Below are 24,867 nucleotides of genomic sequence, written 5' to 3'. Positions count from 1 at the left end.
ATGGACGCTGACGAAATGTGAATGACGTGCCATATTCGTCACACCGGTGAATGAACAGCCCTCGCAGGAATCGACGGACATGACCCCCTCCGAACTGATCACGGCACCACCGGCCGGGGTACGCATCACCGCGTCCCGGCTGAGCCAGACCGTCCGCGGCGGTCGGCGGACCCTGCTCGACGTCTCGCTCACGATCGAGCCCGGCGAACTGGTCGCGATCATCGGCGCCAGCGGTGCCGGCAAGACGACCCTGCTGGAAACCCTGGCCGGGGTACGGCCGCCAAGCTCGGGCACAGTGGACCGACGGCCGGGCGTCGACACCGACCGGATCGACGGACCGGCCGTCGTCGGCTACGTGCCGCAGGACGACATCATCCACCACGAGTTGCCGCTCGAACGGACCCTGCGGTACGCCGCCCGGCTCCGGCTGGCACCGGGCACCGACCCGACCGCGCTCAGTCGACGGGTGCACGAGGTCATGGCCGAGCTGGGGTTGACCGAACGGGCCGGGGTACCGGTCGGGCGGCTCAGCGGCGGCGAGCGCAAACGCGCCAGCATCGCGGTCGAGCTGCTGACCCGACCCGGGGTGTTCTTCCTGGACGAGCCGACCTCCGGGCTGGACCCGGCGATCGCGGTCGAGCTGCTGCGCGTACTGCGCGGGCTGGCCGACTCGGCCGCCACGGTCGTACTGACCACGCACCAGGTCACCGACGTCGAGTTCTGCGACCGGGTGGTCGTACTGACCCGGCAGGGGGCGCTGGCCTTCGCCGGCACGCCGGGCGAGGCGCGGGAGTTCTTCGGGGTGGCCACGCTCGCCGAGGTCTACCTGCGGCTGGACGGGGAACCGGAGCCGGGCACCTGGCCCGACCGGTTCGCCGCCCGCCCCGAAGCTGATGCCCGCACCGCCCCCACGGCGGCAACGGCCGACCGGCCGACGCACACCGGCGAGCCGGGACGGACCGGTGGGTCGCGGCAGCGGGTGGGGCGGCTGCGCCAGTGGGCCGTGCTGACCGCCCGCAACCTGGAGATCGTCGGGCGGAACCGGCTCACCCTGGCCATCCTGCTCGGCTCACCGCTGATGGTGCTCGGCATGTTCGCGCTGCTGTTCCGGCCCGGAGCGTTCGAACCGGCCGACCCGAGCCCGAATGTGATGGTGATGATCCTGTTCTGGATCGCGTTCGGCGGCTTCTTCTTCGGGCTCACCTACGGGCTGCTCCAGATCTGCACCGAGCTGCCGATCGTCCGGCGGGAACGGCTGGCCGGCGTACGCGTCGGGCCGTACCTGTTGGCCAAGGTCGCGGTGCTGCTGCCGCTGCTGGCCCTGGTCGACCTGGCCCTGCTCGGGGTGTTGCGCGGCATCGACCGGCTGCCGGCCGCCGGCGGGGCCGCGTTCGCCGCGCTCTACCTCACCCTGCTGCTCTCCTCGGCCGGCGCGCTCGCCCTCGGCCTGCTCTGCTCCGCGTCGGTGGCCGACGCCGCCCAGGCGACCCTGCTGCTGCCGATGCTCTGCTTCCCGCAGGTGCTGTTCGTCGGGGCGATCCTGCCGGTGCCGGAGATGGCCGCCGGGGGCCGGTGGCTCAGCTACGCCATGTCCAACCGGTGGGCGTTCGAGGGGCTGGGCCACACCGCCGAGGTGGAACGGATCTGGCACGACGGCGCGTCCCCGCTCGGCCCGCCGCTGCTGGCCAGCTACGGCGACAGCTTCGCCCGACCGGTCTGGGTGAACTGGGTGATCCTCGGCGGGTTCCTGGTCGCCTTCCTCGGCGCGGCGTGGACCGTACTGGCCCGGAGGGACTCCCGTGGCGCCGCGGCCTGACCTGCTGGCGACCGACGACCCGGCATACGCCGGCACCAGCCGGATCGACGAACTACGCGCGGGCGAGTACGCCCACCTCGACCGCAACGGGCAGGTCTACCTCGACTACGCGGGAGCAGGTGTGCCCGCACGGGCCCAGATCGACGCCCACCACCAACGGTTGACCTCGGGCCTGTACAGCAACCCGCACTCGGAGAACCCGACCTCGGTGGCGGCCGGCACACTGGTCGAATCGGCCCGGCGGGCGATCCTCGCCTTCTTCAACGCCGACCCGGAGCAGTACGCCGTCGTCTTCACCCCGAACGCCAGCGGCGCCTGCCGGCTGGTCGGCGAGGCGTACCCGTTCGGGCGAGGGGTACCACTGGTGCTCACCGCCGACAACCACAACTCGGTCAACGGCATCCGCGAGTACGCCCGTACCGCCGGCGGGGCAATCCGTTACGTGCCCGTACGCGGCACCGAGCTGCGGGTAGAACGGTCCGATGTGGAGGCAACGCTGACCCGGCGAAACGGCCGGTGGAGACGGCGGCGGGGCCTGTTCGCCTTTCCGGCACAGAGCAACTTCAGCGGGGTGCAGCACTCGCTGGAGTGGGTCGGACTGGCCCAACGGCACGGGTACGACGTACTGCTCGACGCCGCCGCCTTCGTACCGACGAACCGGCTGGACCTCGGCGCGGTCCGGCCCGAGTTCGTCTGCCTGAGCTGGTACAAGCTGTTCGGCTACCCGACCGGGATCGGCGCCCTGGTCGCCCGCCGGGACGCGCTGGCCCGACTGCGCCGGCCGTGGTTCGCCGGCGGCACCATCCGGGCGGTCAGCGTCCAGGGCGACTGGTACGAGTCGATGGACGACGAATCCGCGTTCGAGGACGGCACGCTCAACTTCCTCGGCATCCCCGACGTCGAGTTCGGCCTGAACTGGGTCGAGTCGATCGGGATCGACGTCATCCATGCCCGGGTCGGCGCACTGACCGGCTGGCTGTTGGGCAACCTGACCGCGCTACGGCACCGCAACGGCGAGCCACTGGTCCGGGTGTACGGCCCGGCGACCAACGAGCGCCGGGGCGGCACCATCTCGTTCAATTTCCTCCACCCGGACGGCACCCCGGTCGACGAGCGACTGGTCGCGGCCGAGTCGACCGCCGCCGGCCTCTCCCTGCGTACGGGCTGCTTCTGCAATCCGGGGGCGGGCGAGGGCGCGTTCGGGATCACGAAGTGGCGGTTGGGGCGGGCACTGCTGCGCAACCCGAAGACCGTGGACGAGTACCTCGACGTACTGCGGGTACCGACCGGTGGCGCGATCCGGGTTTCGTTCGGGCTGGCCTCGAACGCGGCTGACGCGTACCGGTTCCTCGCCTTCGCCGAGTCGACCTACCTGGACCGGGACCGCCCCGACGTGGCCCTGCCGCCCCGACTGCGCTGCTGAAATGGAAACGTCCGGCGCCCGTCGGTAAGTCCGTGGCGCCGGACGTGTTCGTCGGGAGGTCAGTCGCAGCCGTACCCGTCGCCGTCCCGGTCGAGGTCGTAGATGTCGTCACCGATCACCTTCACCGGTCCGGTCACGTACGCGGGCCCGTTGCCGCTGCCTCCCGCGCAGTCCACATCACTGGCGATCGGTACGCATCCGCTGTAGTTCGGATCGCATTTGCTCGCCGCCTTGGTGCCCACGGCGACCACCTGCGTAACCGGTGCCTTGGTGACCGCCTCGCGAATCAACTTCTTGCCGGTCTGCTTTCCGTCGGTCGTGGTCACCTCGTAGGTGAGTGTCTTCACCCCGGCGACGCCCTTCGTCTTCGTCTTCTTGGTGCCCTTGGCGAGGGTCGCGTCGTTCACGGTCCTGGTGGTGAACGGAATCGACCTGGTCTCGATAACCGTCTTCTTCTCGATCCTCGGCGGCTTCGGTACGGCCGTCGGAACCGGTGCGGCGGTCGCGGATGCCGGCGGTTGCGTGGTGTCCGCCGGCACTGCGGACGGAGTCTCGGTCGGTACCGCCGTCACCAGCTCGTCTGCGGATGGGGTCGCACCGGGCAGAGCCTCGGAGGCGGGCTGCGGACCGCAGGCCACCACCAGGCCGACCGCGGCGAAAACAACCATCCAACGGGTCGGTCGGATGTCGCGGCGATTGCCGACCGACCAGAAGGCTCGCGATTTCCGCACCATTTCACTCCCAGCTACTAACGTCGAAGTAAGCAGACCACGATGGACGTGTAGCAGTCTGACGACGAGCGGTAGTGGTGCGCACCCGCCAGGGGTGTGGACAGCGGAAACAATCCGGTAATGAGCACGACCATAAGGCCGATGACCGTTTGTGTGATCAACCAACGTCCGACAGGGGCCCGCCCTGGTGTTGTCGACCCGTACGGGTGGCCGCTTTTCGGTGGACCCGCGCGGTCGTCCCGGACGTTCAGGCCCGAGAGATGATGCGTGCCCGCCCCATCGACTGTCTAACCGGCAGTAGGGTCACCGGACGGGTGCGTGGGCGGGGCCTTTGCGACCGAGCCTCGGGATCGCTCGACCGTGTAGCGCAGCGCCGAGTCGTCGAGCTTGTCGTGGGCGGCGGCCACGAGGTCGATGCCCAGTACGTCGGCCAGCCGGGTCAGGTACGTCATCACGTCGCCGATCTCGGCGCGTACGCGCGCTCCGGCCGTCGGATCATCCATCACCCGGGCCGCCTCGTCCGGGGTGAGCCACTGCAACTCGGCGACCAGCTCGCCGACCTCACCGGCCAGCGCCATGGCCAGATTCTTCGCGGTGTGGAACTGCTGCCAGTCCCGCTCGGCCACGAACGTCCGCAGCCGCTCGGTCAGCTCCGGCACGGTGTTGGCGCGGACGTCCGCGCCGGACGGGGGTTCGGTACTCATGGGCAGGACGATATCGGCGAAATTTTTCGAAGAACCTGGGGAGCCCGCCCGGGAGCCTCGTGACCGACCAACCTCGGTTTGTTGCGGGAGCGCTCTCTACCTGGCAATTCCGACGTTTTGCTGGCCCCGCATGCTCCCGGCCGGCCCGTCCGTCGGCTGACGCCTGGGAGCGCTACCCCGGCCCAGAGAGCGCTCTCCAAGCGCCCCTCGAATTGACAGCTGTCACGGTGCGGTTAAGAGTGGGTTGCAAGGGAGCGCTCTCTTCATCCAGATGTCACTGATCCGCCACGGTTCGTTGACATTCGTCCTACTCCATGAAGGAGGACTGATGGATCGGGTTCCTACTGCTCCCGGCACCCCGCTGCCCCCTCCAGCCGACGCTCGGCGGTCTCGTTCGCGACGCTCCAGCACCGGTGGGTGGCGCGGAATCGTCTCACTGACCGCCTTACTCGCCCTGCTCGGCGGCTATCTGAGCGTCACGCCGGGCACCGCCAGCGCCGCCGAGGAAGGGCTGCTGTCGTACGGCAAGCCGGCGGTCGCCTCGACCGACCAGAGCGACGTGAACTGCTTCGAGTGCACGCCGGACAAGGCGTTCGACCTCGACCCGGCCAGCCGCTGGGCGACCAGTTCCACCACCGGTTGGGTCGACCCCGGCTGGATCTACGTCGACCTCGGCGCCACCGCCACCGTCAACCAGGTGGTCCTTCAGTGGGATCCGGCGTACGCCTCCGCGTACCAGATCCAGGTCTCGCCGGACGCGACCACCTGGACCACCATCTACTCCACCACCACCGGTCGGGGCTTCAAGGAAACGATCAACGCCACCGGCACCGGCCGCTACGTCCGGATGTACGGCACCGCTCGCTCGGGCCCGTACGGCTACTCGCTCTACGAGTTCAAGGTGTACGGCACCGGCGGCAACCCGACCGCCCCGCCCGCGCAGCCGGCCGACCCGACGTTCCCGGCCACCCGGCTGATCTGGAGTGACGAGTTCAACGGTGCCGCCGGTAGCAAGCCCGACCCGGCGAAGTGGACCATCGACCCCGGCACCGGACAGAACAACGAGATCCAGTACTACACGAACAACAACAACGCCAACATGGACGGCACCGGCTCCCTCGTCATCGAGGCCCGACGCGAAACAGCCGGCGGACGCGACTACACCTCGCACCGGATGAACACCGGCGGCAAGTTCACCACCCAGTACGGCCGCGTCGAAGCCCGGGTCAAGGTACCCAAGGGCAACGGACTCTGGCCCGCCTTCTGGATGATGGGCGCCGACTTCCTCACCGGCCGCCCGTGGCCCTACAACGGCGAGATCGACATCATGGAGGTCCTCGGCCGCAACACCTTCGAGGGCTACTCCACCCTGCACGCACCGGCGTACAACGGCGGCGGCGGGTACGGCCAGAAGTACCCGGCACCCGGCGGCGCGGACCTGTCCCTGGACTACCACGTCTGGGCCGTCGAGTGGGACAGCCGGGGCATGACCTTCAAGCTCGACGGCACCACGGTCTTCTACGCCAGCAAGGCCACCGTCGAGGCGACCCGCGGGCCGTGGGTCTTCGACCACCCGTTCTACATCATCCTCAACCTCGCCGTCGGCGGCGACTTCCCCGGACCGGTGGACGGCACCACACCGTTCCCGTCCCGGATGCTCGTCGACTACGTACGGGTCTACCAGTAACCGATCGCCGTGGGGTGGCCGGCCGCGCCGGTCGGCCACCCGGCGTCCGGCCGACCCGGTCCGCCCGTGAGCTTCGATCCGCTTCCACTCACCGCGTAAATCCCACCCGTGAGTCACAAGGAGTTTCCGTATGCACCGGAGATCCGCACTCGTCGCCCGGCCACGACTGCGCCTGGCCCTGCTCTTCGCCGCCATGGTCGCGCTGCTGGGCGCCTACCTCACCGCCGCCGTGTCGAAGGCCGACGCCGCCGCCGAACCGGTCCGGGTGTCGGAGTTCCTCGCCGACTGCCCGTTCAGCCACCGCCTGCCGGACGACCCGATCGTCTTCCCGGGCCTGCCCGGCGCCTCGCACATGCACAGCTTCTTCGGCAGTGAGGCCACCAACGCCCACACCGAGCTGCCCGACCTGGTCAACGCGAACAGCAACTGCAACCCGGCGGTGGACAAGTCGTCGTACTGGGTGCCGACCCTGTACGTCAGCGACCAGCCGGTCGAGCCGGAGATCACCACGTTCTACTACCTCGGCGAGGGCGTACGCGACGACGTGATCGCCCGGATCCAGCCACTACCGCTGGGGCTGCGGATCGTGGCCGGAAACGCCAGGGCGACCGCGCCGGACGAGACCACCAACTCCCGCTGGTCCTGTCTGCACCACGGCGAGGTCGGCTCGTCGAAGGACTTCGTGAACTGTCCCGCCGGCAGCATGATCGAGTCGTATCTGGACTTCCCGCAGTGCTGGAACGGGGTCGACCTCGACTCGCCCGACCACAAGAGCCACATGGCGTACCCGGTCAACGGCGAGTGCGCGAGCACCCACCCGGTGCCCGTACCGAAGTTGCGCCAGGTGCTGCGTTACCCGGCAAACGGTGACCCGGCCCGGTTCCGGCTCGCCTCCGGAGCCGGCTACACGATGCACGGGGACTTCTTCAACGCCTGGCCCGAGGACGAGATGGCGCGGCGGGTGCAGGACTGCATCCGACCGATCATCAAGTGCGGCGCCGACGGCCGTCCCTGACCCGAACCCTGATGGGGCTCCCGACTGGCCGGGAGCCCCATCAGGCTGTCTGCACCGGGCTTCCGCGTGATATCTCCTGACAAAACACGAATCAACAGCTCATCACGTAGGCTTTTGGACGCCCCGCCCAGACGTGTCGACACCCTCCCGACCGGGTAATGCCTCTCCGCCGACATCGAGAGGGGTCACCGTGATCATGGCGACTGAGCGGGGGGCCGACCATGTCTGACGGCACGGCTGCACCCGATCCCGGCGCCGCCGGGGCCAACCCGGCCGGGCCGGACCCGCAGGAGCCGATCGACGGCAGGCAGCAGCCGGTCCACGGCAGGTTGGAGCGGATCCAGGGCGCCCAGGAGCGGGTGCACAGCACCTGGGACAGCCTGCCCTGGTTCCTGCGCTGGTCGGTGGTGTGGAGCGCCTGCCTGCTGATCATCGCCGCCGGGATCTACCTGCTCGCCACGGTCGCCTCCCGGCTCGCGCCGCTGACCATCGCGCTCGCCGCGACCTTCTTCCTGGCCGCGATGCTCGACCCGCTGGCCGTACGGCTGCGCCGGTTGCGCCTGCCCCCGGCGCTGGCCGCGCTGATCTCCCTCTTCCTCCTGCTGGCGGTGATCGGCGGGGCCGCGTACCTGGTCTGGACGCTGACCGCGGACCAGTTCTCCAGCCTCAGCAAGCAACTGGACGAGGGGTTGGACCGCACCCGCGACTTCATCACCGGCTCGCTACCGGTCAGCCCCGAGCAGCTGGACAAGTGGACCAAGCAGGCCACCGACGGCCTGCGTGAATCGACCCCGGACCCGGTGGCCGGAGCGCGTACGGCAGCCGAGGTGGCGGGCGCCGTACTGCTGATCTTCGTACTGCTGTTCTTCCTGCTCAAGGACGGGCGCCCGATGTGGCACTGGGTGCTGTCCCGGGTCTCCGACCGGTCCCGACCGGCGTTTGTGCAGGCCGGCCGCAACGGCTGGCACACACTCAGCGCGTACACCCGGGGGACGGTGCTGATCGCGGCGATCGACGCCGTCGGCATCGGTCTGGCACTCGTCCTGCTCGGGGTGCCGCTCGCCTTTCCGCTGGCGGTGGTGACCTTCCTCGGCGGCTTCATCCCGATCATCGGCGCCACCGTCGCCGGCAGTGTCGCGGTACTGGTAGCGCTCGCCGCGAAGGGACCGACCACCGCGCTGCTCGTCCTGCTGGCGGTGATCGCCGTACAGCAGACCGAGGGCAACCTGCTCGAACCCCTGATCATGAAACGGCAGGTACGCCTGCACCCGGTCGTGATCCTGGTGGCGGTCACCGCCGGCACGCTCTTCGGCGGGATCGCCGGCGCCTTCGTCGCGGTCCCGGTGACCGCCGTGGTCTACCGGGTGGTCGACACCGTCACCGCACTCCGACAGGGCCGAGAGGTCCCGTCCTGACCGAGCCACAGGTGCCAGCGGGGCCGGCCGGCAGCACGAGCCGGGCAGCGGGCGGAGCGACCGCTCACGAGTCCTGGCGCAACGCCTCCACCAGCTCGTCGGCGGTGAAGTCGGCGTCGTAGGTGATGCCGCCCGGCTGCTGCTTCCGGCCGCCCGCCGCCAGATCACCGGCGTCCACCGGTTGGAAGCCGAGTTCCTCGATCAGGTCCGCGACGGCCCGCTTGGCCTTCGGGTCGTCCCCGGACATCGGAATGCCGTAGCGCTCCTGGGCCGAGGACTGGCGGGCGTGGTCGCGCATGTGCTCGGCGTGCAGGGTGTTGAACGCCTTGACCACGTTCGCACCGCGGAGGTGCTGCTGCACCAACTCGCTGGAGGTGACCCTGTCCTGCTCCAGGTCCGGGTACTCCCCGTCCCGCTCCGGCGTGTAGTTCCCGGTGTCCATGACGGGCTTGCCCTTCAGCTCCGCCGTGGGCAGTTCGTCGTACCGGCCGAACGGCACGGCGACGATCACCACATCGCCGAACCGGGCCGCCTCCGAGGGGCTGACCGCGTGCGAGCGGTGTCCGAGTTCGCCCACCAGATCCCGAAGATTCTGTGGGCCGCTCGCGTTCGCGATGGCGATCTCGTGACCGGCCGCGGCGAGCCGACGGGCGAGCGTTGCGCCGACGCTCCCGGCGCCGATGATTCCGATGTGCATGCCAGTGGTTACCCGCCAATCCCGGCGACGAACGGGCCGGGGCGTGAGTCCGGTGACGGCCGCCGGTCAGGGCGCGGCGCCGAAGCTCGGTAGGCGCTCGGCGAACCAGTCGGCGGCCTGGTCGGCCACCTGCTCCAGCGCGCCGGGCTCCGGGAACAGGTGGGTCGCGTCCGGGATGATCCGCAGTTCCACTGCCCCGCCGAGCGCGTCACGGGCCTGCTGGTTGAACTGGATCACCTGTTCGTCGCGACCGCCGACCAGCAGCAACGTCGCCGCCCGTACGCGGGAAAGGGCCGGACCCGCCAGGTCCGCGCGGCCGCCGCGGGAGACGACCGCCGGTACGTGCTCCGGCCGCTCGGCCGCGGCTACCAGCGCCGCCGCGGCACCCGTGCTCGCTCCGAACAGTCCGACCGGCAGGGCGGCCGTGTCGGGCTCGGTGCGCAGCCAGTCGATCACGCCCACCAGCCGTCCGGCGAGCATCGGGATGTCGAAGCGCAGCTCGGCGGTCTGCTCGTCGGCCCGCTCCTCCTCGGGTCTGAGCAGGTCGACCAGCACGGTCGCGAGGGCGCGCTGGTTCAGCACCCGGGCGACCGCGACGTTGCGCGGGCTGCGCCGGGAACTGCCGCTGCCGTGGGCGAACAGCACCACCCCGACCGCCCCCTCGGTGGGGGTGACCAGGTCGGCGGTGAGCTGCACCTCCCCGGCCCAGACGGTGGTTTCGGTCGTCACTGTGTTCACCTGCTGTCCGGTACCCGGCTACGGGTGGAACAACCGCCCGTCGGCCCGGCAATCACCGTTTGCCGGGCTCCCCGCTCGGGAAGGCGAACCGGGTCAGGCAGGAAGACCACGGCGGAGCCGGTAGCGGCCCGCGCTGAGGCGATCGTGAGGATGCCATGACCCACCACAAATCCGCCAGGTCGGAGTCCGGTCGAGCCGACACGGGTCCGGCCGGCGACAAACGGGACAAGCGTAAGGACGCGGGGCGGGACTGGGCGGACGAGGCGGCACAGGCACGAGCCTCGGACGACCCGCGCCGGGTGACCCCGCACGACCCGACGGGCGTCCCCTCGACCGGGGACCGCCGCTGACGTGACGACGCGCCGCGCCCGGCACCGGAAATTCCGGGCGCCGCAGCGGCGTGAACGTTCGCTCCGACGAACCCCGGCGGGCACTCCTGGTGAGGCCCGCCGGGGTCGGTCACCGACCCGTGGACCGGCGGGGCGGCCGGTGGTACGCCTAGCAGGAGAAATCCTCGACCGCGACCCTGAATTCGGCTGCTAAGTCCGTCTGATCCGGTAATGTCACCCTCGGTTCCGACCCGGTGGTACCCCCTCTGCTGTCGGCGACGACCGCCGCCCAATCGCCGTCACCGGCGAACCGGGGAACCAGGTAGTCGGGGTGAGTCCGCACACGCGGTAGGGGTAGTTCCGTCCCGAACCCGTCAGCTAACCCGGTCGGCGGCCGACGGGAGGAACGTGCATGACGAGATCCAGACGTCAGCGGTTCTCGCTGGCTCTGACCCTGCTCACCGCGGTGAGCATGCTGGTGGGCGGCGCGGCGGTCGCGGCCGGGCCCGCCTCGGCCACACCCTCGCCGCCGACCACACTCGGCGACGAGGGCGGCAACCCCCTCTTACGCGACGTACTCGAATCGACCGGGCGTGGATACGCCGCCGCGAGCGTCGCCGTCGAGAACGCCCGCAAACGCCAGGCCGCGTACGCCGACGAGCTGCGGCAGATCGAGGCACAGCTCGACCAGCTCGCCCCCGAGGTCGGCGAGGTCGCGGTGAGCGCCTACCGGATCGGCCGGATAGGACCACTGAGCGCGCTGCTCGGCAGCGCCTCGCCGGACGACTTCATGGACCGGGCAGAGGGACTCGACCTGATCGCGCAGCGCGACAACAGCAAGCTGCGCCGGTTGCACGAGGCCCGCAACCGGGCCAGCCGGGCCAAGGCGGCGGCCGACGCCGCGGTGGCCGACGAGCAGCGGCAGCTGTCCGTGATGGCCGCGCAGAAGGAGGCGGCGGAACGCGCCCTCTCCCTGGTCGGCGGCGCGGCCACCGAGGGTTTCGTGAACGCCAGTTCACCGGTCGCGGCACCCGCGCCGCGCAACCGGGACGGCTCCCTGCCGGCGCAGTCCTGCAACCGCGACGACCCGACCACCGTCGGCTGCCTCACCCCGCGCGCCCTGCACGCGCTGACCGAAACACGACGGCTCGGCTTCGATCGGTACGTCTCCTGCTACCGCGCCGGCGGGCCGTTCGAACACCCGAAGGGCCGGGCCTGCGACTTCTCCGCGCAACCCGGCGGGTTCGGCGGCAACGCCACCGACGGCGACAAGACGTACGGCAACAACCTCGCCGCGTTCCTCGTCCGCAACGCCGACCGGCTCGGCATCCTGTACGTGATCTGGTACCGGCAGATCTGGTTCCCGGCCACCGGTTGGAAGGCGTACTCGTCCGCGAAGGGCGACCCGTCCAGCGACCACACCAACCACGTACACCTGTCCCTGCTCTGATCCCGGTGCCGGATGCCGGGTCCGGGCCCGGTCAGTTGCGGGTTTCGCTCGGCGCGACCTCGTTCTTCACCGGGGTCCCCGAACCCGAGGTCTCCGCGACCGAGGCACGCCGGGCCGGCGCCCGACCGGGCGGCTGCTGTGGCGCCGGACCGACCGGTTGCGGCTCCGGATTCGGTTTGGTCACCGGCTCGTCGCAGCCGACCTCGACCCTCTCCCCGTGGTGTAACAGCTCCACCGACCCGTTCCGGTCGCCGTTGCGCAGGGCGTACGTGGTGTCGCGTTCGCGTACGTCAACCCGCAGCCGGTGCCCGTGCCAGACCAGCGAGAACTCCAACCGGTCGATCCGGTTCGGCAGTCGGGGGGCGAACGACAGGAGGTCCCCGTGGTCGCGCATCCCGCCGAAACCGGCGACCAGCGCGATCCACGCCCCGGCCAGCGAGGCGACGTGCACCCCGTCGCGGGTGTTCTGGTTCAGGTCGTGCAGGTCCATCAGCGCGGCCTCGCCCAGGTAGTCGTGGGCCAGTTCGAGGTGCCCCACCTCGGCCGCCAGGACCGCCTGGGTGCAGGCCGACAACGACGAGTCACGAACCGTACGCCGCTCGTAGTAGGCGAAGTTGCGGGCCTTCTCCTCCGCGGTGAACGCGTCCCCGCGCCAGTGCATCGCGAGCACCAGGTCGGCCTGCTTCACCACCTGCTTGCGATACAGGTCGAAGTACGGGTAGTTCAGCAGCAGCGGGTACTTCTCCGGCGGAGTGCCCGCGAAGTCCCACTCCTGGAGCCGGGTGAAGCCCTCCACCTGCTGGTGCACGCCCAGCTCCGGGTCGTACGGGATGTGCATGGCGTTCGCCGCGTCCCGCCAGGCGGCGGTCTCCTCGTCGTCCACGCCCAGCCGCCAGGCGTGCTCGCTGTGCCGGGTCACCGCGTCGGCGGCGGCCAGCAGGTTCCGCTGCGCCATCAGGTTGGTGTAGACGTTGTCGCTCTTCACCGCGGTGTACTCGTCCGGACCGGTCATCCCGTCCAGGTGAAACTGCCCGGACCGGTCGTGGTGCCCCAGCGATCGCCACAGCCGGGCCGTCTCGACCAGCAACTCCAGCCCGATCTCGCGCTCGAAGTCCTGGTCACCGGTTGCCTGCACGTAGCGGCGTACCGCGTCGGCGATGTCCGCCGCGATGTGGAAGGCGGCCGTCCCGGCCGGCCAGTACGCCGAGCATTCCTGGCCCCGGATGGTCCGCCACGGGAACGCGGCCCCGTTCAGCCCCAGGGTCCGGGCCCGTTCCCGGGCCATCGGCAGGGTCGAGTGCCGCCAGCGCAGCCCCGACGCCACCGCCGACGGCAGCGTGTACGTCAGCACCGGCAGCACGAACGTCTCGGTGTCCCAGAAGACGTGCCCGTCGTATCCCGGACCGGTCAGCCCCTTGGCCGCGATCGGCCGCAACTCGGCCCGCGCACCCGCCTGGAGCACGTGGAACAGCCCGAACCGGACCGCCTGCTGCACCTCCGGATCGCCCTCGACCCGTACGTCGGAGGTGTCCCAGAAGGTGTCCAGGTAGTCGCGCTGCTCGGCGATCAGCCCATCCCAGCCGGAGAACCGGGCCCCGGCCAGCGCGGCGCCGACCTGGTCCCGCAGGGCCGGCCGGGACCGCTCGCTCGACCACCCGTACGCGATGTACTTGTCCAGCCGGATCCGCTCCCCCGGCTGGAGGACGCAGGTGATGGTGGTCCTGGCCCAGTCGTTGAAGGTCTCGGTGCTGAGCGTGGTCCGGGCGGGTGCCTCCAACTCGTGGCCCATCGCGGCGGCCAGCCGCAGCCCGCTGGCCCGGGTGTGGTGGACCAGCAGCCCGCCGTCCTCCAGCGCCAGGTGCTCCTCGGACTCCAGCGGCGACTCCAGCACCGCCGCGACCCGGGGGTCCTTGCTCTGTGCCGGCAGCACCTCGTTGGCGACGAGTTCCGACTGCACGATCAGCCGCAGCGGCTCGTCGACCGGTTCCACCTCGTAGCGGATCGCGGCCACCGAGCGCTGGGTGAAGGAGACCAGCCGGGTGCTGCGGATCCGGACCCGCTTGCCGGCCGGGGAGCGCCAGAGCACCTCCCGGTGCAGGGTGCCGGCCCGCAGGTCGAGCACCCGTTCGTGGTCGAAGAGTTCGCCGTACCGGACGTCGAAGGGTTCGTCGTCGACGAGCAGCCGGATCAGTTTGCCGTTGGTGACGTTGACGATGGTCTGGCCGGACTCGGGGAAGCCGTAACCGGCCTCGGCGTACGGCAGCGGCCGGAGTTCGAAGAACGAGTTGAGGTAGGTGCCGGGCAGGCCGTGCGGCTCGCCCTCGTCCAGGTTGCCGCGCAGTCCGATGTGCCCGTTGGCGAGTGCGAACACCGACTCCGACTGGGCCAGCACGTCGACGTCGAGGCGGGTCTCCCGGACATGCCAGGGCTCGACCGGATAGGCCCGTTCCCGGATCATGCCGCGTCCCTACCGGTCAGCAGTTCGGCCAGGTCGGCGACGACGGTGTCGGCGCCGTACTCGCGCAGCGCCGTGGCCTGCCCGACCCGGTCGACGCCGACCACGAAGCCGAAGCCGCCGGCCCGCCCGGCCTCGACTCCGGCGAGCGCGTCCTCGAAGATGGCGGCCTGTTCGGGCTTGACCCCGAGTTGCTCGGCGGCGGCCAGGAAGGTGTCCGGGTGCGGTTTGCCGCGCAGGCCCCGCTGGGCGGCGACCACCCCGTCGACCCGGACCTCCAGCAGGTCTTCGAGTCCGGCGGAGGCGACCACGTCCCGGCAGTTCGCGCTGGCCGACACGACCGCCCGGCGGAGCCCGGCGCGGGCGGCGGCGTGCAGGTAGGTGACGGATCCGTCGTACACCTGGACACCGTCGGTGTGGATCCGGCGGAGCAGGATGTCGTTCTTGCGGTTGCCGACGCCGTTGACCGTGTTCGCCTCGGGCGGGTCGTCGGGGGCGCCCTCCGGCAGGTTGATGCCGCGGGAGGCGAGGAAGGTCCGTACCCCGTCGGCGCGCGGCCGGCCGTCGACGTACCGGTTGTAGTCCGGGCCCGGGTCGTACGGCACGAACGGCTGCCCGTGGGCGGTTGCCCACTGGCGCAGGAAGGCGTCGAACGTCTCGGCCCAGGCGGCGTTGTGGACCCGGGCAGTCTGGGTCAGCACGCCGTCGAGGTCGAAGAGGCAGGCGGTCACATGAGCGGGTAGACCCAGCACGTCTTCAACTTATCCGGGCGAACCGGTCGACCAAACGTCTTTCCTCGATGGTGTTTCCCATCCGATCCCCGGTCAGCGGCGGCGCAGCGTCCAGAGCACGGTCATCTCGGCGGTCGGCTCGCCGTCCTCGGTGCCGATCTCGACCCGTACCGGGAACTCGGGCCGGGTGCCGGCGTCGAATTCGGCGATCACCTCTGTCGCCGGGCGGCCGAGTCGGGCGGTTGCCCGTACCGGGCCGAGGGCGAGTTTCCGGTAGGCGATGTCGGCGGTGACGGTCAACGGCACCGCCCGGTCGAGCAGCGCGCCGAAGGCGGTCAGCACGACCGCGCCGGAGGCGGTTTCGCCGAGGGTGAACAGGGCGCCGGCGTGCGGTCCGCCGACGTGGTTGTGGGTGGCGGGCGAGTCCGGCAGCCGGACCGTCACCCGGACGCCGTCGGCGCCGTCGGGGGCGATCTCCACGAACTCGACCCCGAGGGTACGGACGAACGGCACCGCTTCGAGCATGCCGGCCGCGATCTGACGCGAGTCGATGGTCATGAGCCGGAGGCTACTCGCCGGTAATTTGTCCGGGCAAGACCCGACGGGTGTCGGCCGCCGCTCCCGGCCGGGCGGGTCACCGGCCGGGGAGCAACGGTCAGAGGCTGGCGATGGTGTTCAGGATCTCGGCGTAGAAGTTGCCCTCGATGCTGCGGAAGAACGCGAAGTCCTGTCCGGGGTCGCCGAAGAACGGGCGCAGGGTCCAGGCGAGCTGGGTGCCGACGAACCCGAACAGCAGGATCCAGATGTAGAGCAGCGTCATGCTCGCCGGCCGCTGGCCGCCCGCCGCCACCCGAGCCCCGGGCTGTTGTTGCCGGTAGCCGGGCGGGAGCTGGTGGAGCGGCTGCGGGTACGGGGGGAGCTGCGGCGCCACCGGCGCGGCCACCGGGGCCGGCCCGGCGGCAACCGGTACGGGCGCCGCGACCTGCGGCCTGCCGTCACCGTTCGCGGCCACCGTGGCGGGCACCGGCACCGCCGGAGCGGTCACCTCGGCGGCGCCGGCCGGCACCTGCGCCGGCACCTGCTGCGGCACCTGCTGCGGCGGTGCGGTGGTGAGTAGGCCGTGCTCGTTGAGCACCTGCATGCCGCCGGTCAGGAACTTCAGCCCGACAAAGGCGGAGAGCGTCAGGATCGCCACGTTCAGCAGCTTGAAGAAGCTGTAGTCCGGCGCGGTGATCAGGAAGAACAGGCTGATCGGCGCGAACGCCACGGCCAGCATCGAGATGACCGTGATCGCGACCATCACCATCGCCAACGCCTGGCGTATGGACAGCCGGGCGCCGAAGACCAGATTGAACAGATAGAGCGTCGGTAGGCAGATCGCCAGCGTGACCAGGAACAGCAACGGCAGTTTCACCGCCGAGGTGAGGGCCATCAGGAAACTGTGGAACGCGCCGAGTACGGCGCCGTAACAGGCCAGTGCGATGGCCGAGGCGGCCAGCATCCGGCCGGTCAACGCGTTCAGCTCCCGCTCCTCGACCACCTGCTGCCAGATGCTGTGCCGATCCCGGAGAATGCGCTCGATCACGAGCAGGCCGGAGCCGTCAGATGCCAACGGAAGATCCCTTTCGGTGGGAAAGCGGAAGCGAGCACGTTGACGCTAGGTGGTACGGGCGCGTCAGCGCCACCCCACATCGATCCGGTCGCCGCGTTCGTCGAAGAAATGCAGGGCGTCCATGCGTACCGAAATGGCCAGTGGGTGTCCGGCCGCGACCGCCGGGTACGGCGCCAGCCGGACCGCCAGCTCGGCCGGGCGGCGGTGGTGCCGACCCGGATCGTTGAGCACGCTGGTCCGCGAACCGGGGCCGATGGTCTCGCGGGCGGCACCGGGCTGGTCCGGCACGGTGGCCCGACCGGTGAGCCGCTGCACGGCGTGGCCGAACCGGCGCAGCCGGCTGCCGGTGGGCCCCTGCTCCCGCGTCGGCCCACCGAGTTCGTCCACCACGATGGCGGTGGCGCCGATGTCCAGGAAGGCCAGCGACTCGTGGCCGTGGTGTTCGAGGTAACGGATCCGGCCCTGGAGCACGTCGCCCGGGGCGTCGGCGGCGACCGGGGTCAGCGCCTCGGCTCGCATCCCGACCACTATCCGCTCGCCGTGGTAGTGCGCGACCGCCCTGGACCGGATGTCGTCCCAGGGCAGGTAGAGCGACTGCTCACCGAGGTTCAGCGTCACGTACCGGTCGAGGTGGACGTAGACCGACGCCTCCAGCAGGTTCATCCGGGGACTGCCGAGGAACGCCGCGACGTAGAGCGTCGCCGGGCGGCCGTAGACCTGGGTCGGGGTGCCGACGTCCTGGAGCACGCCCTTGCGCATGATCGCCACCCGGTCGGCCATGGTGAGCGCCTCGGCCTGGTCGTGGGTGACGTAGATGGTGCTCACGCCCAGTTCCCGGACCAGGCCGGAAATCTCCGCCCGCAGCTCGGCGCGCAGGCCGCTGTCGAGATTGGACAGCGGCTCGTCCATCAGGAACAGCCCGGGTCGGCGTACGATCGCCCGCCCCATCGCCACCCGCTGCCGCTGCCCGCCGGAGAGCTGGCTCGGCTTACGCCCGAGTACGTCGCCGATGCCGAGCGCGCCGGCCACGTCGCTGACCCGTTCGGCCCTCGGGGTGGGCTCGACGCCGGACAGCCGCAACGGGAACGCGATGTTGTCGCCGACCGTCATGTGTGGATAGAGCGCGAAGTCCTGGAAGACCATGGCGATCCGGCGGTCGCGCGGGGGCAGGTCGTTGGCCAGTTCGCCGTCGAGCAGGATCGCGCCGCTGCTCGGCTCCTCCAGCCCGGCGACCATCCGCAGCACGGTGGACTTGCCGCAGCCGGAGGGTCCGAGCAGCACCATGAACTCGCCGTCGTTGACGTCGAGATTGACGCTGTCGACCGCGATCGTCCCGTCCGCGAACACCTTGGTCACGTCTTTGAGCGCGACGGTTGTCACCGTCACCTCCCCGCAGCATCGAGCCGGTCCCCGAGATGACTGTGACGAGGATCATCGCCCTCGCACATCGGGTAAACGTGCCATGCTCATACTGTGACGAGACGGTAACTCGCCCGCAAAGGGACTCTGCTAGGCATCGACCGCTGGTCAGCGGCGGTGCACCGCCCAGGGCTCGGACTCACGGTCGACGTCCAGTTCGGTCAGTCCGGTGAGGCTGGACTCGGTGCCGAACTCCCGGTGCCGGGGCAGCCCCGACCACTGCATCCCGGAGCCGCGCAGGAAATACTCCAGACCCGGATCCCAGGTGTGGCCGTCCGACCGCCGTTGGTAGACGTAACCGAGCGGGTGGGTCCGGTAGATCAGGCCACCGGCGCGGCGGACCCGGTCGAGCAGTCCCCGGTCGATCGAGCGCGGCACCGGGCGCCAACCGCCCACCTGCTCCAGGTCACCCCGGCTGATCAGCATCGTGCCGCCGGCCACCACCGGGACGTACTCCTCGGCGAAGCCGGCGGACCGGCGGACCGTGGTGTCCAGGGTCTGGAGGTAGACGAACTCGGCACCCTTGCCGACCATGGTCGCGCCGGAGTAGTGCCGGGCGAGCACCAGGTCCCAGACGTGCTCCGGCCCGTACGTGTCGTCGTCGTCGAACTTGGTCACCAGACTGCCGCGGGCGCGGGCGGTGGCGGCGCCGATCGCCTCACCGAAACCGTGCTCCGGCGGCAGCGTCATGATCTCTATCGGCCGCGAACCGCGGGTCACCCGGGCCCGCAGTTCCGCCGGCAGTTCGACGCCGTGCAGGCAGAGCACGATCTCCAGGTTCGGGTACGTCTGGTTCTCGATGGCGTTGACCGCCTCGATCACGTGCTGGAGCCGCTTGGTCACCAGCAACGCGCTCACCGACGGCACCGCCGTCAGGTTCGGGAAGGTGCTGGCGGCGAGCCGGGGCAGCGCGAACCCGCTGGCGTGCAGGCGCATGGCCGACCGGCGCAGCGCTACCGCGCGTACCTCCCACTCCAGGTCGTCGGAGGGGGCGGGCAGGTCCGCGCGCAGCGCGTCCCGCACCTCGTCGGCCAGGTGTTCGCCGACCGCGTCCGGCAGCCCCGGTACGTGCACCAGCAGGCCGGCCAGGGTCAGGTGCACCAGGAACGCGGCCTCGGCGACCGGGTGCCGGGCCGGAACCGTGGCGCAGTGCACCACCCCGGTCTTGGCCAGCGCCGCGAGCGCCTCCTCGCCGAGCCAGGGCCGGTCGATCCGACCCGCGCGGAGCAGACCCGCCGGACCGGTGATCCGGTAGCCCCAGCCGTCCTCGGCGTCGGTGAAGATCAACTCAGCCCGGTCGGCCGAGCGTCCGAACGGACCGTAGCGGCGGCGCACCACCGAGCGTTCGAGGTCGACCAGGACGGTCGCCGGCCGGGCGGCGACACCGGCACCGTACGGCCCGGCGGCCAGTGTGGTCGCATACAGGTCGGCCGGGGTCGGGGCGGCCACCGCGGAGTCCACCAGCTCGACGACGCTGGTCTCGGTGACGGCCGGCTGCTGTAGCGGACGTGACTCGCCGCTGGCGGTGAGCACCACGTCGTGCGCCCGGATGTCGTTGTTCTCCGGCAGCGCGCCGGAGACCGGGGCGATGTTCTGTCCACCGCCGAGCCACGCCGGCAGTACGTCCTGCGCGGTCACGTCGGCGCTCGCCGGCTGCGGCAGCGGGCGGACCGGGGTGAGCAACGGAACGATGGCGGCAATCACCGAACGTAGCTGGGTCGGCCAGCGCACCTCGATCTCGACCATCGCCCGGCCCTCGCTGGAGCGGGGAAACCGCGTCCGGTACGCGAGTACGTGCCGGAGCGCGCCGAGCCGGCCGGACCAGCCGCTCTCGGGGACCCGCCACGAGTCGACCACGACCGTCACCCGGCGTACCTGGATCAGCGAGACGGGATGTTCGAGCAGATGCCACAGCCAGTCGACCGACTCCGCGGCGATCGCCAGCCGGCTCACCTGGTCGCCGACCCCCGGCATTGACCGCTTTCCGGGTCGGCCCGGCACCTCGGTCAGACCGGAGCCCATCATCACGGCCGGCCATCGTCGGCGGCGTAGACCTCGCCGGTCACCCACCACCACCCGCCAGCGGGTGTACATCTCCGGCGCGTCCTTGCTCGACAAAACCCGGTCCCTCTCTGCGTCTGTTGGCGGCCGAGGGCGGGCCCGCCACCGACCGCTGTGGTGCCGGACAGACGCCGTCACAGCCGTACTGACAACCCCGAAGATTCCACGATAGCCCGCCAAAAGCGTACGCGCCGGTCGGGCCCGGGGGCCCGGAAGTGAACCGCAGGGGCTATTTACCGGGGCCCGGTACGGGCTGCTCCGAACCGGTTACGTTCGGGTCGACCGGAGGCCGTCTCCCCGTCGTACGAAAGGGGCGGTCAGCCAGCACCGCCCGGCGCGGCGGTTGCACATCGTTAGACTGTGGCTCGTGTCGAGCCGGAATCGCGTCCCGTCGGATGCGCACCAGCATCAGGTCAGGTTGGTCCGTAACGATTGGAGCCCGCTCAAGCCAGGCAAAATTGGCGAATGGCAGCCGACGAGGTCGGTCTCGGTTGTCATTCCCGCATACAACTGCCAGGAGACGCTCAACCTCACCCTGGCCTCGCTGAGCCACCAGACGTACCCAGAGCACCTGCTCGAAGTGGTAGTGGCCGACGACGGCAGCGAGCCGCCGCTGGAACTGCCGAAGATCCGGCCGGCCAACTGCCGGATCGTCCGGGTGCCGGAGCACTCGACCGGTTGGGGCCGGTCCAACGCCCTGCACGTCGGCGCGATGAACAGCGGCGGCGACATCCTGCACTGGCTGGACGCCGACATGGTCGTCTTCCCGGAGCACGTCGAGGCCCAGGTTCGCTGGCACCACGTCTCCGAAGAGGCCGTCACTCTCGGTTACAAGCGGTTCGTGGCGAGCGACTTCCCGACGCCGGAGGAGGTCTCCGAGCGGAGCATGGCCGGCACCCTCGACAAGCTCTACCGGGTGCAGGACACCGAGCCGCACGACTACGTCGAGAAGCTGATCAACGACACCGACCAGCTCCGGGGCGGTGACCACCTCAACTTCCGGGCCCACGTCGGTGCGACCGCCGCGCTGACCCGCACCCTGTACCTCGCCGCCGGCGGACTCAACCCTGAACTGCGACTGGGCGAGGACACCGAGTTCGGCTACCGGCTGACCCAGCTCGGTGCGGTCTTCATCCCCGAACCACGCGCCGGCAGCTGGCACCTGGGTGCCACCCACATGCAGACCAGGGGCGAGGCGCTCCGCCGCTACAACCACCCCTACCTGGCCGATTTGATGCCACTGCCGCGTTACCTGCGGCCGGCCCCGAACCGGTCCTGGGCCGTCCCGCTGATCACGGCGGTGGTGCCGGCCGAGGGGTCGTTCGAACTGGTCCGCGCCTGCGTCGACCGGCTGCTCGCCGGGGACCAGACCGACCTGCTGATCAAGCTGGTGGCGGACTGGGACGCGATCGAGGACAACCGGCGCTCCGTACTCGCCGACCCGCTGCTCGACCGGCGGCTGCTCGCGGTCACCTACCGCTCGGAGCCCCGGGTCGAACTGGTACGCCAGGCGCCGGACACCGTGTTCCCGTCCCCGTTCCTGCTCAACGTCCCGCCGCACCTGGGCGTGGACGTCAACACCGTACGCCGGATGGTGTCGGAGGCCGACGAGTGGCAGGCCGGGCTGGTCCGGCTGCTGCCCGCCGGTGCGACGTCCCCGGCGGAGGCACTGGCGCTGTGGCGTACCTCCGCACTCAGCCGGGCCGAACGGGTACGCCGACCGGGCGAGCAGCTCGACAAGGTGGTGGCCGAGGTGTCCGGCGAACGCTGGGTCAGCGGCGACGAGTTCGGGGTGGTCAACCTCGGCCTGCTCTCCCCGGCCGGGCTGGTCCCGCCCCGGCCCCGGTTGGTGCACCCGGCCGGCAAGCGGTCCCGCCGACAGTTCGGCGACGCCGAAACCGTCGCGGTCGGCGGCGTGCGCTCCCTGGCCAGCGCCACCCGTTTCGTCGCCCGCCAAGCCGCCATGGGCGTCGCCCGCAAAGTCCACCGCCGAGTCAACCGCCCAACCCCACCACCAACCTGACCCCCTCCCCCTCCCCCTCCCCTCCCCCACCCCCCGGGGCGGCGATCTTGCAGTTGTGGCCGTGCACAAATCCGGACAAGTGTCCTAACCTAGGGCACCACAAGTGCAAGATCGTCGACGAAATCGGGGAGGAGGGAGGGAGGAGGGAGCGGGAGGGGGAGGGGGAGGGGGTTAGGTCGGTGGGGTTAGGCGGATTGTTTCTTGGTCGCGGGTTGGTAGTAGTTCCAGCCGGCGGCCTGCTACCTCGATGTCCTGGGGGAGTGAGGGTCGGGCGATGATGTCGAAGGTCAGGTTGGCCGGGGGCGCGTCGGCGGTGCGTCGGTAGAGCAGCAGCCAGTCGCCGTCGGGCAGCCCGGTCAGACCGGCGACGGGGATCCGTACCCGCCAGCCGGTGGACACCTCGGTCGACAGTTCGAGGTCCGGCGCCGGCACCTCGTAAGGGTCCGCGCCGGTCCGCTGGCGCAGCACGATCCGCAGGTCACCCCAGTCGTATTCACCCCCGGGCAGCCCACCTGCGAGCGAGAGCAGGCCGTCGGCCAGGTCGGCGTCGTACACCACCGGGCCGGGCGGGAGCACCCGCAGCGACAACACCTCGTCGTCGGTCGCAGCGGCGAGCACCTCCACCTCGCCGACGATCCGCCGGACACCGGTGAAGCCGGCGACGATCGGCAACTCCGACGTCTCACCGCCCGGATCGACGAAGGTCACCCGCCAGCCGGGACCCACCTCACCGACCAGGGGCGACCGGTAGGCCGGGCCGGCGCCGGCGACCAGGTCGGCGAGCGGAATCCGGGCCGCCCAGCCGACCCCGGACGACACCGGTCCGGGGCCGGACGGGTCAGTTCCCACCCGGTCGGCCGGAGCCGGGCCATCGTCGACCGGCTCGACCGGATACGAGCGCCAGAGCACGCCCGTGGTCCGGGCGAGCCGGAGTGCCGCCCCCGGCGGGTGGGTCAGCGCCCGGCCCTCGACCAGCAGATCCGCCCCGTCGATCCGGGTGCCGGTGATCCACGCGCGGGGCCGTTCCACCCGCAGCCGCAAGCCGGTCCGGTGCGGGTAGGGCACCACCCGTACGCCGTGGGCCACCCAGCGGGCCGGCAGCGCCGGCCGGGCGTCGCCGAGGCCGAGGGTGCGCCGCTGCGGGCCGCCGGGATTGACCAACGCCACGTTGAACACCCACTCGCCGGGCCGCCAGCCCTCCCGGCCGCCCAACCGGCGCGGGTCGACCACGGCGGAGAACCCGGACCAGCCGTACGGGACCGAGGCGGCCACCTGCGCCACCCGGCGGGGTCGGCTCGGCAGCAGCCGGATACGCCGCCGCCCGGTGGCCTCACGCAGCCAGAACACCCGCGCCGACACCCACGGTCGGGCCGCCCCACGGATCACGTCGTACGCCAGGCCGCGTACGTGCAGGCGGCCGTCGACCCAGCGTGCCTCGTGCACCTCGGTCCGCACTCCCGGCCCGAGCCGGAACAGTCGCCGGGGTGCGGCCGGGTGACCGGCGTCGAGCAGCGGCAACCGGAGGTAGCGCCCGCCGCCCCGACGAACCACCGGCGGGGTGGCGTCGAGCCGGCTGGCCGCCACCACCTCGACCAGTTCCGGCAGGGCCCGCGCGCGGGCCAGGTGCCAGGCCACCCGCAGTCGGGGGACCAGCCGGTCGAGCACCCGGTCGTCGACCCGGCTCAGGTAGTCGGTGGCCAGGTCGCGAAAACGCTCCCGGTACGTCTGGTCGACGTCGGGCAGCAGGTCCAGGAAGATCCTCAGGTCGTTGACGAGCGTGGTCTCGTCGTACCAGTCCTTGAGCCCTCGGTCTAGCGCGGCGAGCGACCGGCTGGCGCTGTCGACGGCGGCGAACCGGTCGACCAGGTTGCGCACCTCGTGCTGCCGCTGGGTGATCGACAACTCGGCGCCCGGCTCACGCTGGCGCCAGTAGTAGACCGGCAGGTCGAGCACGTCGACCGAGCCGGCCAGCGCGTACGCGGGCACGGTCACCGGGATGTCCTCGTAGCGGACCCCCTCCGGGAACCGAAGCCCGTGCCGCTCCCAGAACGACCGGCGGAAGACCTTGTTGCAGGCCAGCCGGTCGTAGACCAGGTTCCGCCGGGCCTTCAGGCTGGTCCGCAGGGCGGTGGCCCGATGGGTGCCCCGGTGCAGCGGCGACTGCCGCAGGCCACGGGCGGTGAGCAGGGCGACGTTGCCGGAGGCGAAGTCGGAGCCGGTCTGCCGTAACGCGCCCACCAGCACCTCCAGCGCGTACGGCGGCAGTAGGTCGTCGCTGTCGACGAAGCTCAGGTAGTCACCGGCGGCGGCCTCGATCCCGGTGTTCCGGGCGGCGCCGAGCCCCCGGTTGGGCTGCCTGATCAGCCGGAACCGGTCGTCGGTCCGGGCGTACCGCTCGGCGATCTCGCCGCTGTCGTCGGTCGACCCGTCGTCGACCAGCACCACGTCCAGGTCCGGGTAGGTCTGCCCGGCGATCGAGTCGAGACAGTCGACCAGGTAGCGGCGAACGTTGTGGATCGGCACCACGACGGTGATCGACGCCCCCAATTCCGGCACCCGGG

Annotated in this window: 19 protein-coding genes and 1 riboswitch; of the genes, 8 read left to right on the top strand and 11 right to left on the bottom strand. The window is 70.9% G+C overall.

What is annotated here, in order from left to right; genetic code table 11:
- Positions 1-79 precede the first annotated feature (79 nt).
- Together OG792_RS01935 and OG792_RS01930 are read left to right on the top strand one after the other, a co-directional pair.
- Positions 80-1,816 carry an ABC transporter ATP-binding protein/permease gene (locus OG792_RS01935; RefSeq protein WP_329106758.1) on the top strand — a complete coding sequence of 579 codons (1,737 nt, stop codon included), beginning with the start codon at positions 80-82 and terminating at the stop codon, positions 1,814-1,816.
- Entirely contained in the window at positions 1,800-3,239 is a 1,440-nt protein-coding gene (locus OG792_RS01930; RefSeq protein WP_329106756.1) for an aminotransferase class V-fold PLP-dependent enzyme, read from the top strand. Before OG792_RS01935 ends, OG792_RS01930 begins: the two co-directional genes overlap by 17 nt.
- Before the next feature lie 59 nt (positions 3,240-3,298).
- Here OG792_RS01930 and OG792_RS01925 read toward each other — a convergent pair whose 3' ends face one another.
- Both OG792_RS01925 and OG792_RS01920 read right to left on the bottom strand, forming a co-directional pair.
- Positions 3,299-3,907 (bottom strand): G5 domain-containing protein, encoded by a 609-nt coding sequence (locus tag OG792_RS01925; protein ID WP_329106754.1) that lies wholly within the window; start codon positions 3,905-3,907, stop codon positions 3,299-3,301.
- A gap of 350 nt (positions 3,908-4,257) precedes the next feature.
- Positions 4,258-4,674 carry a nucleotide pyrophosphohydrolase gene (locus tag OG792_RS01920; protein ID WP_329106752.1) on the bottom strand — a complete coding sequence of 139 codons (417 nt, stop codon included), beginning with the start codon at positions 4,672-4,674 and terminating at the stop codon, positions 4,258-4,260.
- 328 nt (positions 4,675-5,002) lie between these two features.
- Between OG792_RS01920 and OG792_RS01915 the strand changes: the two genes are divergently transcribed.
- The 3 genes from OG792_RS01915 to OG792_RS01905 all read left to right on the top strand — a co-directional run bounded on the left by OG792_RS01915 (position 5,003) and on the right by OG792_RS01905 (position 8,791).
- Positions 5,003-6,361: a family 16 glycosylhydrolase gene (locus OG792_RS01915; RefSeq protein WP_329106750.1), complete on the top strand. Its 1,359-nt coding sequence runs from the start codon at positions 5,003-5,005 to the stop codon at positions 6,359-6,361.
- Positions 6,362-6,491: 130 nt separating this feature from the next.
- Positions 6,492-7,376 carry a DUF1996 domain-containing protein gene (locus tag OG792_RS01910; protein WP_329106748.1) on the top strand — a complete coding sequence of 295 codons (885 nt, stop codon included), beginning with the start codon at positions 6,492-6,494 and terminating at the stop codon, positions 7,374-7,376.
- A 221-nt stretch (positions 7,377-7,597) separates the two neighbouring features.
- Positions 7,598-8,791, top strand: a complete 1,194-nt coding sequence (locus tag OG792_RS01905; RefSeq protein ID WP_329106746.1) for an AI-2E family transporter — start codon at positions 7,598-7,600, stop codon at positions 8,789-8,791.
- Positions 8,792-8,855: 64 nt separating this feature from the next.
- Here OG792_RS01905 and OG792_RS01900 read toward each other — a convergent pair whose 3' ends face one another.
- Positions 8,856-9,488, bottom strand: a complete 633-nt coding sequence (locus tag OG792_RS01900; RefSeq protein ID WP_329106744.1) for an NADPH-dependent F420 reductase — start codon at positions 9,486-9,488, stop codon at positions 8,856-8,858.
- A 66-nt stretch (positions 9,489-9,554) separates the two neighbouring features.
- Positions 9,555-10,226 (bottom strand): dienelactone hydrolase family protein, encoded by a 672-nt coding sequence (locus OG792_RS01895; protein WP_442932361.1) that lies wholly within the window; start codon positions 10,224-10,226, stop codon positions 9,555-9,557.
- A 155-nt stretch (positions 10,227-10,381) separates the two neighbouring features.
- On the opposite strand from OG792_RS01895, the gene OG792_RS01890 reads away from it, so the two are divergent.
- Positions 10,382-10,576, top strand: coding sequence for a hypothetical protein (locus OG792_RS01890; protein WP_329106739.1), 195 nt, complete (start codon positions 10,382-10,384; stop codon positions 10,574-10,576).
- Between the two features lie 255 nt (positions 10,577-10,831).
- Positions 10,832-10,964: riboswitch (cyclic di-AMP (ydaO/yuaA leader) on the top strand.
- A 3-nt stretch (positions 10,965-10,967) separates the two neighbouring features.
- A complete protein-coding gene (locus OG792_RS01885) occupies positions 10,968-12,005 on the top strand; it encodes a coiled-coil domain-containing protein (RefSeq protein ID WP_329106737.1) in 1,038 nt (345 codons plus the stop codon).
- A gap of 31 nt (positions 12,006-12,036) precedes the next feature.
- Here the strand turns inward: OG792_RS01885 and OG792_RS01880 are convergent, their stop codons facing one another.
- The 6 genes from OG792_RS01880 to OG792_RS01855 all read right to left on the bottom strand — a co-directional run bounded on the left by OG792_RS01880 (position 12,037) and on the right by OG792_RS01855 (position 20,340).
- Entirely contained in the window at positions 12,037-14,463 is a 2,427-nt protein-coding gene (locus OG792_RS01880; RefSeq protein ID WP_329106736.1) for a glycoside hydrolase family 65 protein, read from the bottom strand.
- On the bottom strand, positions 14,460-15,212 hold the full coding sequence (locus OG792_RS01875) for a beta-phosphoglucomutase family hydrolase (RefSeq protein ID WP_329106734.1): 753 nt from the start codon (positions 15,210-15,212) through the stop codon (positions 14,460-14,462). Before OG792_RS01875 ends, OG792_RS01880 begins: the two co-directional genes overlap by 4 nt.
- Positions 15,213-15,284: 72 nt before the next feature.
- The gene (locus OG792_RS01870) at positions 15,285-15,749 is read right to left on the bottom strand and encodes a DUF4442 domain-containing protein (RefSeq protein ID WP_329106732.1); all 465 of its coding nucleotides are present in this window, start codon (positions 15,747-15,749) and stop codon (positions 15,285-15,287) included.
- A gap of 97 nt (positions 15,750-15,846) precedes the next feature.
- Positions 15,847-16,803 carry a hypothetical protein gene (locus OG792_RS01865; protein ID WP_329106730.1) on the bottom strand — a complete coding sequence of 319 codons (957 nt, stop codon included), beginning with the start codon at positions 16,801-16,803 and terminating at the stop codon, positions 15,847-15,849.
- A 63-nt stretch (positions 16,804-16,866) separates the two neighbouring features.
- A complete protein-coding gene (locus OG792_RS01860; RefSeq protein WP_329106728.1) occupies positions 16,867-18,183 on the bottom strand; it encodes an ABC transporter ATP-binding protein in 1,317 nt (438 codons plus the stop codon).
- A gap of 147 nt (positions 18,184-18,330) precedes the next feature.
- Positions 18,331-20,340 carry a glycosyltransferase gene (locus OG792_RS01855; RefSeq protein WP_329106726.1) on the bottom strand — a complete coding sequence of 670 codons (2,010 nt, stop codon included), beginning with the start codon at positions 20,338-20,340 and terminating at the stop codon, positions 18,331-18,333.
- 361 nt (positions 20,341-20,701) lie between these two features.
- Between OG792_RS01855 and OG792_RS01850 the strand changes: the two genes are divergently transcribed.
- Positions 20,702-22,306 carry a glycosyltransferase gene (locus tag OG792_RS01850; RefSeq protein WP_329106724.1) on the top strand — a complete coding sequence of 535 codons (1,605 nt, stop codon included), beginning with the start codon at positions 20,702-20,704 and terminating at the stop codon, positions 22,304-22,306.
- Between the two features lie 171 nt (positions 22,307-22,477).
- Here the strand turns inward: OG792_RS01850 and OG792_RS01845 are convergent, their stop codons facing one another.
- A complete protein-coding gene (locus tag OG792_RS01845; protein WP_329106722.1) occupies positions 22,478-24,862 on the bottom strand; it encodes a glycosyltransferase family 2 protein in 2,385 nt (794 codons plus the stop codon).
- Positions 24,863-24,867 lie beyond the last annotated feature (5 nt).

The organism is Micromonospora sp. NBC_01699 (assembly GCF_036250065.1).
GTDB lineage: Bacteria > Actinomycetota > Actinomycetes > Mycobacteriales > Micromonosporaceae > Micromonospora_G.
The sequence above is the reverse complement of the archived record's forward strand: the minus strand, read 5'-3'. Positions and strand labels throughout refer to the sequence as shown.